Here is an 11,449-nt window from a genome sequence, read left to right as displayed (position 1 = left end):
AAGCGTGGAGAGTAAAAAATCTCGGGGAATCACCGAAAAAGCTATTCAAGGAAGCCTGCATACGGTGGCTGCGTGAGAAATCGGATAAGAAGTCCATTGATGATGACAAGAGCATTATATCGTTCTGGATGTTGCACTTCAGAGAAGCCATTCTCTCTGACATAACAACAGAAAAAATAATGGAGGCGGTAGACGGGATGGAAAACCGCCGCCATCGCCTGAACTGGGAGATGAGCCGGGACAGGTGTTTGCGACTTGGCAATCCGGTGCCGGAGTATAAACCAAAGCTTGCAAGCAAAGGAACGAAGACGAGGCATCTGGCAATACTTCGCGCCATTCTCAATATGGCTGTTGAATGGGGATGGCTTGACAGGGCACCCAAAATATCAACACCACGCGTTAAGAATGGACGCATCAGATGGCTTACAGAGGAGGAATCGAAGCGCCTGTTTGCAGAAATTGCTCCTCACTTCTTCCCTGTGGTCATGTTTGCAATCACGACAGGCCTTCGCCGTTCCAACGTTACAGACCTTGAGTGGTCACAGGTCGATCTGGATAAGAAAATGGCATGGATGCACCCTGATGAAACAAAAGCTGGCAATGCGATCGGAGTTCCTCTTAACGAAACCGCATGCCAGATATTAAGAAAACAGCAGGGGCTCCATAAGAGATGGGTATTTGTCCACACCAAACCTGCCTACCGAAGCGACGGAACAAAAACAGCAGCGGTAAGGAAGATGAGAACCGACAGCAACAAGGCATGGAAGGGAGCGTTAAAGCGGGCAGGCATTAGCAACTTCCGCTTCCATGATCTGAGGCATACCTGGGCAAGCTGGCTGGTTCAGTCCGGTGTCTCTCTTCTTGCACTTAAAGAGATGGGAGGATGGGAAACTCTCGAAATGGTTCAAAGATACGCCCACCTTTCAGCCGGGCATCTCACCGAGCACGCAAGCAAAATCGATGCGATTATAAGTCGCAATGGCACAAATACGGCACAAGAGGAGAACGTGGTTTACTTAAATGCGAGGTAACTTATTGATTTAAATGGTGCCGATAATAGGAGTCGAACCTACGACCTTCGCATTACGAATGCGCTGCTCTACCAACTGAGCTATATCGGCCCTGAAAGGACATGTTCACGAACGTGAATCACGGTGGACAAGGTTAAAACTAACCGGGCGATGCGTCAATGGCCTTGTGAATCAAATGGCTACTTTTGCATCACCCGGTTTTATTTACGCACGAATGGTGTAATCACCAATGCCGATCCACTTGTAAGTGGTCAGTGCTTCCAGCCCCATTGGGCCACGCGCGTGGAGTTTTTGTGTGCTTACCGCCACTTCCGCACCCAGACCAAACTGGCCGCCGTCGGTAAAACGCGTAGAGGCGTTAACGTAAACAGCGGACGAATCCACTTCGTTAACAAAACGCTGGGCGTTGCGCATATCGCGGGTCAGGATCGCATCGGAGTGTTGTGTGCCGTGTTCACGAATATGGGCGATGGCATCGTCAAGATCGCTGACGATTTTGACGTTCAAATCTAATGACAGAAACTCATCGTCATACTCTTCGGCTTTAACCGCCACCACCTTCGCAGGGCCTGCCTGCAACTGTGTCAGCGCAGCTGCATCTGCGTGTAATGTCACGCCGCTTTCCGCCATTTGTTTGCTTAATGCGGGCAGGAAGCTATCGGCGATGTTTTTATTCACCAGCAACGTTTCAACCGTATTACATGTGCTCGGACGCTGAGTTTTCGCGTTGACGATCACTTTTAATGCTTCAGCGATCTCTGCGCTTTCATCAACGTAAATATGGCATACGCCTATACCACCTGTGATCACCGGGATTGTCGACTGTTCACGGCACAGTTTATGCAAACCAGCGCCACCACGCGGGATCAGCATGTCGATGTATTTATCCATACGCAGCATTTCACTGACCAGCGCACGGTCAGGATTATCAATCGCCTGCACGGCACCCGCCGGTAAGCCACAGGATTTCAGGGCGTCCTGAATCACCGCCACCGTTGCCGCGTTAGTGCGACAGGTTTCTTTACCACCACGCAGGATCACCGCATTACCGGTTTTCAGGCACAGCGAAGCGACATCAACCGTCACGTTCGGGCGCGCTTCATAAATCACGCCAATAACCCCCAGCGGTACGCGACGACGCTCAAGACGCAGGCCGCTGTCCAGTACGCCGCCATCGATTACCTGCCCCACCGGATCGGCGAGGTTGCACACCTGACGTACATCGTCGGCAATGCCTTTCAGCCGTGCGGGCGTCAGTGCCAGACGGTCAAGCATCGCTTCGCTAAGGCCATTGGCTCGCGCGTCAGCAACATCCTGGGCGTTAGCGTTGAGGATGATTTCGCTTTGTGCTTCCAGTTCATCGGCGATTTTTTCCAGCACGCGATTTTTTTCGCGGCTGGAGAGTTGCGCTAATTTATACGAGGCTTGCTTCGCGGCAATGCCCATTTGTTCCAGCATCGGCCAGCTCCTTAACGGGTAATCATGTCATCACGGTGAACGGCAACCGGGCCGTATTCATATCCCAGTATTGCATCAATTTCTTGCGAGTGGTGTCCGGCAATACGGCGTAATGCATCGCTGTTGTAACGACTGACACCGTGGGCGATATCGCGACCTTCGAGGTTGCAAATGCGGATGACTTCACCACGCGAGAAATTGCCAGTCACGCTTTTAATGCCTTTCGGCAACAGGGAGCTGCCGCGTTCCAGAATGGCGGCAGTTGCCCCTTCATCTACCGTGATTTCACCCGCCGGCGGCGCACCGAAAATCCAGCGTTTACGGTTTTCAAGCGGAGTCGCCTGGGCATGGAACAGCGTACCGACGGAAATGCCTTCCATCACATCACCAATAACGCCCGGCTTGCTGCCCGCGGCAATAATGGTGTCGATACCCGCACGGCAAGCCACGTCAGCGGCCTGCAATTTAGTACTCATGCCGCCAGTTCCGAGGCCTGAAACGCTGTCACCGGCAATCGCGCGCAGTGCGTCATCAATGCCGTAAACATCTTTAATCAGTTCTGCCTGCGGATTGCTGCGCGGATCAGCGGTATACAAACCTTTTTGATCGGTCAGCAGCAACAGTTTATCGGCACCCGCCAGAATCGCCGCCAGCGCAGAAAGGTTATCGTTATCGCCGACCTTAATCTCTGCCGTAGCGACAGCATCGTTCTCATTGATTACCGGAACGATATTGTGATCGAGCAACGCACGCAGGGTGTCGCGGGCGTTCAGGAAGCGTTCACGGTCTTCCATATCAGCACGGGTCAGCAGCATTTGCCCGACGTGAATGCCATAAATCGAAAACAGCTGTTCCCACAGTTGAATCAGTCGACTCTGCCCTACCGCCGCCAGCAGTTGTTTCGAGGCGATAGTCGCTGGCAGTTCCGGGTAACCCAGGTGCTCACGTCCGGCGGCGATCGCGCCCGACGTCACAATAACAATCCGATGCCCGGCGGCATGTAACTGCGCGCACTGGCGAACAAGTTCAACGATATGGGCACGGTTCAGACGGCGCGATCCGCCTGTTAGCACACTGGTGCCGAGTTTTACCACCAGCGTCTGGCTGTCACTCATGATTCTCTGCCATTCAATTTTAGGAAAAATGATATCAAACGAACGTTTTAGCAGGACTGTCGTCGGTTGCCAACCATCTGCGAGCAAAGCATGGCGTTTTGTTGCGCGGGATCAGCAAGCGTAGCGGCAGTTGTTTACGCTTTTATTACAGATTTAATAAATTACCACATTTTTAGAATATCATTAATCTGTAATATATCTTTAACAATCTCAGGTTAAAAACTTTCCTGTTTTCAACGGGGCTCTCCCGCTGAATATTCGCGCGTTAATTAAAATCAGGAATGAAAATGAAAAAGAGCACTCTGGCATTAGTGGTGATGGGCATTGTGGCATCTGCATCTGTACAGGCTGCAGAAATATATAATAAAGACGGTAATAAACTGGATGTCTATGGCAAAGTTAAAGCCATGCATTATATGAGTGATAACGCCAGTAAAGATGGCGACCAGAGTTATATCCGTTTTGGTTTTAAAGGTGAAACTCAAATTAACGATCAACTGACTGGTTATGGTCGGTGGGAAGCGGAGTTTGCCGGAAATAAAGCGGAGAGTGATACTGCACAGCAAAAAACGCGTCTCGCTTTTGCCGGGTTGAAATATAAAGATTTGGGTTCTTTCGATTATGGTCGTAACCTGGGCGCGTTGTATGACGTGGAAGCCTGGACCGATATGTTCCCGGAATTTGGTGGCGATTCCTCGGCGCAGACCGACAACTTTATGACCAAACGCGCCAGCGGTCTGGCGACGTATCGGAACACCGACTTCTTCGGCGTTATCGATGGCCTGAACTTAACCCTGCAATATCAAGGGAAAAACGAAAACCGCGACGTTAAAAAGCAAAACGGCGATGGCTTCGGCACGTCATTGACATATGACTTTGGCGGCAGCGATTTCGCCATTAGTGGGGCCTATACCAACTCAGATCGCACCAACGAGCAGAACCTGCAAAGCCGTGGCACAGGCAAGCGTGCAGAAGCATGGGCAACAGGTCTGAAATACGATGCCAATAATATTTATCTGGCAACTTTCTATTCTGAAACACGCAAAATGACGCCAATAACTGGCGGCTTTGCCAATAAGACACAGAACTTTGAAGCGGTCGCTCAATACCAGTTTGACTTTGGTCTGCGTCCATCGCTGGGTTATGTCTTATCGAAAGGGAAAGATATTGAGGGCATCGGTGATGAAGATCTGGTCAATTATATCGACGTCGGTGCTACGTATTATTTCAACAAAAATATGTCAGCGTTTGTTGATTATAAAATCAACAAACTGGATAGCGATAATAAGCTGAATATTAATAATGATGATACTGTCGCGGTTGGGATGACGTATCAGTTTTAATGAATATTGCCGGATGTGATGCATCCGGCACATTTCACTCACGCCGTTAACTTCACCGGTTCATCACGAAAATCATCCGCCGGTTCCAGCTTCAGATTCAGCGTCGTCAGCAGTTCACGCAGCTTCTCGTGAAACTCACGCAGGGTGTGCTCCAGTCGTTCAACCACTTCAGTATCTTTTACCGGAACACTCTTCCAGTCGCCTGCTTTATCGAACAGACCAAACTGGTAGCTGTAGGTAAAACGGGATTCCTGCGCTTCCAGCTCCATCCACCAGCCCCAGAATTCACGCACTTCCGGTGCCGGTTTCACGTTGACGCATACAGCCAGACAATCGAAAAAGAATCGATTATCTTCGCACTTACCTTCACGAATATACGGGCCTAGTGCGGTAAATTTTTTGATCAATCTGCTCTTCGGGTGTCCACTCGGTAACGTCATTGCTATCTCCTGTTGTGATGCAACTGTTTTACCAAATTGGCAAAATTTAGCAAATTTTTAACACAAGCGTTTTTCGATCCAGCCGGTGATTTCCTGAAGACCTTTGTCAAAATTCCGATACACCGGGTTAAATGGGATCTCTAATAATTTACCGTCAGCAGATGATGAGGTGATTAAGCGTGAGTCCTCTTCCGGGCTGAACGGATCGTTCTTCCAGTAGCCTGATAACATTGGCGTTGGGCAGCGACGCCCCAGCAATCCTTGCACTTTTAATGAATAGCGATTCAGCTCCACGCGTAACGCTTCGTCGGAAGCATCATGCATCCCCAAACGACTCGCCAGAACGTCAAGATACATTTCCGGCACCTGTTGCTGGCACTTAAAATCACTCAACAGGGTATGAACTACCGGACCAAGACAGGCAACCGCTTTCAGACGCGGCGATTCAAGGTATGCCAGACGCACGGCAACGTTAGCGCCGAAACGGAAACCAAAGGCCGCGACGCGAGTGTGATCCACCCACGGTACGTTAGGCAGCGCCTTTAAGACGTGCTGATGCAACAGGCTGGAGTCCTGGGTGAGCTTCCATTTTGAAGAAAAGCCCACCGACGGCATATCAATAGTCAGCATCGCAATGCCGCGCGGCGCAAAATAACGTTCATACAGGCTGTAATAGTCCGTCTGCATCGCATCCAGACCACCACACATTAATACTGTCGGGAACGGGCCATCGCCTTGCGGCATATGCAAAAAGCCGGTGATGGGCGCACCGCCGGGTACGGTAAACTCCATCTGCCGCATCGTGCCCGGCAGACGCTGGGCGGCCTCTTCATAGGCGCGGTTTGATAAAGCCTGCGCTTGCTCGGCCAGGTCATCTCCTTTCAGATGAGGATAGGCGGCAATGTTGTACAACGTAGCCGCATGCAGCCAGTGTCGACCACTGAGTTGCGGATCTTCTTCCGTACAGGCTTTTTGTTGCCACACCATCGCCTGGGTGGCCCACTCATAAATCCAGTTGCCACCACGGTAGCCAATCACGGTATCGTATAAATCATCGTCGGTACGTTCAGCATCGCTCATCACAATACGTGCCTGGACGTCGAGGATTTCACGTGGGTCAATACCGCGCCAGATCCACATCAGACGGTTAATCATGCGATACCAGTGAGGGATGGTTTTACCATCAAGAGCCGACTGCACAGGCGGTTGTGCGCCGTGATTAAAGCGGCGGACTAGCGTCGAGGTTTCAGGATGTTTAAAGCGGGGTTTGAACAGGGTTTCGCTCAGGTTTGCCTGTGTCATGGATGCAGCCTCCAGAATACTTACTGGAAACTATTGTAACCTGCCTGAAGTTAAAAAGAACAACGCCCGGCAATGCCAGGCGTTGAAAAGATTAGCGACCGGAGATTGGCGGGACGAATACGACGCCCATATCCCACGGCTGTTCGATCCAGGTATCTTGCGGGATATCAACAACATAGTCATCAACCAGCGGACGACCAGCCGGTTTTGCGAAGATGGTGACAAAGTGCGCTTTTGGATACATTTCACGAATCGCAACAGCAGTACCACCGGTATCCACCAGGTCATCAATAACGATGAAGCCTTCGCCATCGCCTTCTGCGCGTTTCAGCACTTTAAGCTCGCGCTGGTTGTCGTGATCGTAGCTGGAAATACAAACGGTATCGACATGACGAATACCCAGTTCACGCGCCAGTAACGCCCCCGGTACCAGACCGCCACGGCTTACGGCAATAATGCCTTTCCATTGTTCAGAAGGCATCAGTCGGCTTGCGAGTTTACGTGCATGGATCTGCAACATGTCCCAGGTGACGATGTATTTTTCGCTCATGTGAAGTGTCCCAGCCTGTTTATCTACGGCTTAAAAAGTGTTCGAGGGGAAAATAGGTTGCGCGAGATTATAGATATCTGGCGCACTAAAAACCAGTATTTCACATGAGTCCGCGTCTTTTTACGCACTGCCTCTCCCTGACGCGGGATAAAGTGGTATTCTCAATACATATCTCGCAAGCCTGTCTTGTGTTGACAACATTTTCTGCTAACCCTGTGACCTGCAATACTGTTTTGCGGGTGATCGACAAGGAGACTTAACGTGTCTGAACTGTCTCAATTATCTCCACAGCCGCTGTGGGATATTTTTGCCAAAATCTGTTCTATTCCTCACCCGTCCTATCATGAAGAGCAACTCGCTGAATACATTGTTGGTTGGGCAAAAGAGAAAGGTTTCCATGTCGAACGCGATCAGGTAGGTAATATCCTGATTCGTAAACCTGCTACCGCAGGTATGGAAAATCGTAAACCGGTCGTCTTACAGGCCCACCTCGATATGGTGCCGCAGAAAAATAACGACACCGTGCATGACTTCACGAAAGATCCTATCCAGCCTTATATTGATGGCGAATGGGTTAAAGCGCGCGGCACCACGCTGGGTGCGGATAACGGCATTGGTATGGCCTCTGCACTGGCGGTTCTGGCTGACGAAAACGTGGTTCACGGCCCGCTGGAAGTGCTGCTGACCATAACCGAAGAAGCCGGTATGGACGGTGCGTTCGGCTTACAGAGCAACTGGTTGCAGGCTGATATTCTGATTAACACCGACTCCGAAGAAGAAGGTGAAATCTACATGGGTTGTGCGGGGGGTATCGACTTCACCTCCAACCTGCATTTAGATCGTGAAGCGGTTCCAGCTGGTTTTGAAACCTTCAAGTTAACCTTAAAAGGTCTGAAAGGCGGTCACTCCGGCGGTGAAATCCACGTTGGCCTGGGTAATGCCAACAAACTGCTGGTGCGCTTCCTGGCGGGTCATGCAGAAGAACTGGACCTGCGCCTTATCGATTTCAACGGCGGCACACTGCGTAACGCCATCCCGCGTGAAGCCTTTGCGACCATTGCTGTCACAGCTGATAAAGTCGACGCACTGAAATCTCTGGTGAATACCTATCAGGAGATCCTGAAAAACGAGCTGGCAGAGAAAGAGAAAAATCTGGCCTTGTTGCTGGACTCTGTAGCGAACGATAAAGCTGCCCTGATTGCGAAATCTCGCGATACCTTTATTCGTCTGCTGAACGCCACCCCGAACGGTGTGATCCGCAATTCCGACGTGGCAAAAGGTGTGGTCGAAACCTCCCTGAACGTCGGTGTGGTGACCATGACTGACAATAACGTAGAAATTCACTGCCTGATCCGTTCACTGATCGACAGCGGTAAAGACTACGTGGTGAGCATGCTGGATTCGCTGGGTAAACTGGCTGGCGCGAAAACCGAAGCGAAAGGCGCATATCCTGGCTGGCAGCCGGACGCTAATTCTCCGGTGATGCATCTGGTACGTGAAACCTATCAGCGCCTGTTCAACAAGACGCCGAACATCCAGATTATCCACGCGGGCCTGGAATGTGGTCTGTTCAAAAAACCGTATCCGGAAATGGACATGGTTTCTATCGGGCCAACTATCACCGGTCCACACTCTCCGGATGAGCAAGTTCACATCGAAAGCGTAGGTCATTACTGGACACTGCTGACTGAACTGCTGAAAGAAATTCCGGCGAAGTAATTATTTGATTTGCTGCCGGATGGCGTTTAATCGCCTTCCGGCAGTTTCATCCTTCATTATCCTTCGATAAAAGCCATCCCTGTAAACGTTCGTCGCGGGTTGCCACGTTCAATCTGGTGATGGAACATTCGCCGCTGTGATTTCAGCACCGCGCTATTTTCCTATTGCTGCTGATCCAGCTTCCAGGCAATCAGCAATCGCGCCAGCCGTTTGTTAGCATGCTGGCTGCGCTCTGACTGAACCTTCACGCTAATACCGGATGCCAAATGCGTGGCGCGTACCGCCGAGTCGGTTTTATTGACATGTTGACCGCCCGGCCCCGACGAACGCAGCGTCTCATACCGGATCGCATCGGATTGCTCCTGCTCATCAGCGGTAAAACGCCCAATGCCCAGAAACCAGTTTTTACGCCCGTGATGTGGGCGATACGGGCTCGGGCAAATCCACTGAATAGTGCCACACCAGCTTTCGCTTAACGCCCATGCGTTGTCGCCATCCAGAGAAATCAGCGCCGAACGCAGCGTGTCAGAGTAGCGGCCTGTTTCTGTTTCCAGCACCGTTACCGCGACGTCTTGTCGGGCAGCTTCTTTAATTAGCCTGTCCAGCGCCTTTTTCACTGCGAGACAACATTCTTCCGGCCCCTGCGCTGAGGAGAGTTATAGCAAGATCATCCTTTTTTCCCTCCACTGTTTTTGAGCGTTAGCACCGGACGCAGCCGCGCGACAGGAATAATTAATCCGGCCTGCCCAGACATTGCACCACACTTTCAGCCGATTTATAGGCTTGTGGCGCTTCTTCGAAGATGAGTTGTTTATCGCGACAAATTACCCGACTGCCAAGTTCAGTACGCGAGAGTTGCGTCGCTGTGTATTTCGCTGCCAGACGCCCTTTACACTCGGTGCGCCCCCATTTACGCCCAGCCCCATGCGCCAGCGAATGCAATGTTTCCTCACTCCTGACGGGCCTGAACCAGCCTGGAGTAATCACCGCGTGAACCGGGAATAACCACCAGACCACAGTCATCAGGCGTGGCACCTTTACGATGTAAGACCCCTTGTTGATCACCGATTCGACACGCGCTAACAAAGTTATGCGCCACATCCAGAACCGGACTTCCGGTGGCCTTAACCTGTTGCATTATGCGCAAAGCGATCAGGTGGCGATTAAAACGCGCAAACGCCAGCGCGTCGTCACTGCCTTCAGGCAAACCATGATGCGAAAACGAGGCAATATGCCGCTGTAAAATAGACTGCCCTAGCTCCCTCGAGCCGCTATGAACCAGCAGTTGCAGATGCTGCGCATCCAGACCTGCCAGTGCAAACAGTTCAGCGTTGATGATTTGATCAACTTGTTGCAGTTCAGCGAAATGATTGCCACCACCGATAGAGCCAAGCGAGCTGCGCCACGGATGCTGTGCAAATGCTGACGGCAGGTTTTCCTCCAGCCAGCTTTCTTCAGCAACGTCATCCAAAGCTGATAATCGCTTTTCAAACTTATCGGCGTTGTATTTGCGAGCGAGAATATCTGTTTGCCATAGCGCCATGCCACAGCCGATATCATTGCCGACCAGTGCTGGGTAAAAACGGCCTGCGGAGAAGAACGCTGCGCCAATCGGGTAGCCGCGTCCGGGGTGTAAATCTGGCATCCCCACTACGCGCTGCATGTTGGGTAAATTTGCCGTGGTGTGTAATTGTTGGATCGCTAAACTCTCGATCCACAGGTCATCAGATGCGATGGTAAATACCGCATCGGATAAGGGACGAATATAATTGCCCATATACCATTCCGTAAATAGACTCGTCATACTTCAAGTTGCATGTGCTGCGACTTGAATTATTGAGAGTAACAATTAAAAAATCAGGAAATGGCAGACGAATCCAGGGCAAGAAAAAAAGAATTAATCCTGGAAAGGTCTGCAAAGAGTCATTGATAAAGGATTTGTCATGATTTACCTCCTTGCAGTTTGTGAAATAAGAAAACGCGCACATACTAGGCGGGCGTTATTTTCATTGCAAGCTGGATTTAATGTTGCGGTTTATAACGCATATAAAAATTAATAAACCACGCTCCCCGGCATTCAACGCGCTGCTGCTTAACTGTCTGAAAAACATAACGTTCAAAAAAGGGTTTTGCGGTTATGCTTGCGTCCACCGTAAGTTCGGATTCAGACTTAATAAAAGGTTTTAACAAAGCGCTGGCAACCCCACGGCGGGTGTATTCAGGGTCAACAAATAACATATCGATATAGTGTTCAACGCAGGTAATAAAGCCGACCAGTTTTGCATTAATGACTGCAACCCGCACTTGTGATTTCGCGAGTTTCTCCTTCCAGCGAGATTCGTCAATCTGCGCCCAGGCGGCAATTTGTTGTGGTGAATAATGCTGACTGACGGTCATCGTAACCGCTCTAATGAAAATAGCGCATAGTTGCTGAAAATCGCCAGGCTGATAATCTCTTATTTGTATGTTATTCATAATATAAATTCAAAAA

At 50.5% G+C, this 11,449-nt stretch carries 9 protein-coding genes, 1 tRNA gene and 2 pseudogenes; 3 read left to right on the top strand and 9 right to left on the bottom strand.

The annotated features are described in order from the left end of the window. On the top strand, nucleotides 1-1,031 hold a 1,031-nt coding region (locus ACUU1I_RS16820; protein WP_040236323.1), incomplete at its 5' end, for an integrase. A gap of 14 nt (nucleotides 1,032-1,045) precedes the next feature. On the opposite strand, the gene ACUU1I_RS16815 is transcribed toward ACUU1I_RS16820, so the two are convergent. The 3 genes from ACUU1I_RS16815 to proB form a co-directional block, all read right to left on the bottom strand. Beyond that, nucleotides 1,046-1,121, bottom strand: a tRNA-Thr gene (locus tag ACUU1I_RS16815). 114 nt (nucleotides 1,122-1,235) lie between these two features. Continuing rightward, nucleotides 1,236-2,489, bottom strand: coding sequence for a glutamate-5-semialdehyde dehydrogenase (gene proA / locus ACUU1I_RS16810; RefSeq protein WP_000893267.1), 1,254 nt, complete (start codon nucleotides 2,487-2,489; stop codon nucleotides 1,236-1,238). 11 nt (nucleotides 2,490-2,500) lie between these two features. Next, nucleotides 2,501-3,604 (bottom strand): glutamate 5-kinase, encoded by a 1,104-nt coding sequence (gene proB / locus ACUU1I_RS16805; RefSeq protein ID WP_001285280.1) that lies wholly within the window; start codon nucleotides 3,602-3,604, stop codon nucleotides 2,501-2,503. Nucleotides 3,605-3,891: 287 nt separating this feature from the next. Between proB and phoE the strand changes: the two genes are divergently transcribed. Continuing rightward, nucleotides 3,892-4,947, top strand: a complete 1,056-nt coding sequence (phoE, locus tag ACUU1I_RS16800) for a phosphoporin PhoE (protein ID WP_000749862.1) — start codon at nucleotides 3,892-3,894, stop codon at nucleotides 4,945-4,947. Between the two features lie 38 nt (nucleotides 4,948-4,985). Here phoE and crl read toward each other — a convergent pair whose 3' ends face one another. The 3 genes from crl to gpt all read right to left on the bottom strand — a co-directional run bounded on the left by crl (nucleotide 4,986) and on the right by gpt (nucleotide 7,239). Beyond that, complete coding sequence (gene crl / locus ACUU1I_RS16795) at nucleotides 4,986-5,387, bottom strand: sigma factor-binding protein Crl (protein ID WP_000174677.1); 402 nt, start codon at nucleotides 5,385-5,387, stop codon at nucleotides 4,986-4,988. 57 nt (nucleotides 5,388-5,444) lie between these two features. Continuing rightward, nucleotides 5,445-6,689, bottom strand: coding sequence for an esterase FrsA (gene frsA, locus ACUU1I_RS16790; protein WP_000189560.1), 1,245 nt, complete (start codon nucleotides 6,687-6,689; stop codon nucleotides 5,445-5,447). Between the two features lie 91 nt (nucleotides 6,690-6,780). Next, on the bottom strand, nucleotides 6,781-7,239 hold the full coding sequence (gene gpt / locus ACUU1I_RS16785; RefSeq protein ID WP_001291990.1) for a xanthine phosphoribosyltransferase: 459 nt from the start codon (nucleotides 7,237-7,239) through the stop codon (nucleotides 6,781-6,783). A 261-nt stretch (nucleotides 7,240-7,500) separates the two neighbouring features. Here gpt and pepD point away from each other — a divergent pair, with 261 nt between their 5' ends. Further along, nucleotides 7,501-8,958, top strand: coding sequence for a cytosol nonspecific dipeptidase (pepD, locus tag ACUU1I_RS16780; protein ID WP_001292992.1), 1,458 nt, complete (start codon nucleotides 7,501-7,503; stop codon nucleotides 8,956-8,958). A 56-nt stretch (nucleotides 8,959-9,014) separates the two neighbouring features. Here the strand turns inward: pepD and prfH are convergent. The 3 genes and pseudogenes from prfH to ACUU1I_RS16765 form a co-directional block, all read right to left on the bottom strand. Then, a pseudogene (gene prfH / locus ACUU1I_RS16775) lies at nucleotides 9,015-9,614 on the bottom strand (peptide chain release factor H); the annotation flags it as partial. Between the two features lie 76 nt (nucleotides 9,615-9,690). Beyond that, a pseudogene (locus ACUU1I_RS16770) lies at nucleotides 9,691-10,735 on the bottom strand (RNA ligase RtcB family protein). A 245-nt stretch (nucleotides 10,736-10,980) separates the two neighbouring features. Then, the gene (locus ACUU1I_RS16765) at nucleotides 10,981-11,433 is read right to left on the bottom strand and encodes a GNAT family N-acetyltransferase (protein ID WP_001059863.1); all 453 of its coding nucleotides are present in this window, start codon (nucleotides 11,431-11,433) and stop codon (nucleotides 10,981-10,983) included. Nucleotides 11,434-11,449: the final 16 nt, after the last annotated feature.

This window comes from Shigella sp. SIG3 (assembly GCF_053555855.1).
This window is presented reverse-complemented; position numbering and strand designations above follow the sequence as displayed.

What these genes read in the sequence shown, in the direction of transcription:
- proA (WP_000893267.1), bottom strand. Translation starts at nt 2,489, where the DNA reads ATGCTGGAACAAATGGGCATTGCCGCGAAGCAAGCCTCGTATAAATTA.
- proB (WP_001285280.1), bottom strand. Translation starts at nt 3,604, where the DNA reads ATGAGTGACAGCCAGACGCTGGTGGTAAAACTCGGCACCAGTGTGCTA.
- phoE (WP_000749862.1), top strand. Translation starts at nt 3,892, where the DNA reads ATGAAAAAGAGCACTCTGGCATTAGTGGTGATGGGCATTGTGGCATCT.
- crl (WP_000174677.1), bottom strand. Translation starts at nt 5,387, where the DNA reads ATGACGTTACCGAGTGGACACCCGAAGAGCAGATTGATCAAAAAATTT.
- frsA (WP_000189560.1), bottom strand. Translation starts at nt 6,689, where the DNA reads ATGACACAGGCAAACCTGAGCGAAACCCTGTTCAAACCCCGCTTTAAA.
- gpt (WP_001291990.1), bottom strand. Translation starts at nt 7,239, where the DNA reads ATGAGCGAAAAATACATCGTCACCTGGGACATGTTGCAGATCCATGCA.
- ACUU1I_RS16765 (WP_001059863.1), bottom strand. Translation starts at nt 11,433, where the DNA reads ATGAATAACATACAAATAAGAGATTATCAGCCTGGCGATTTTCAGCAA.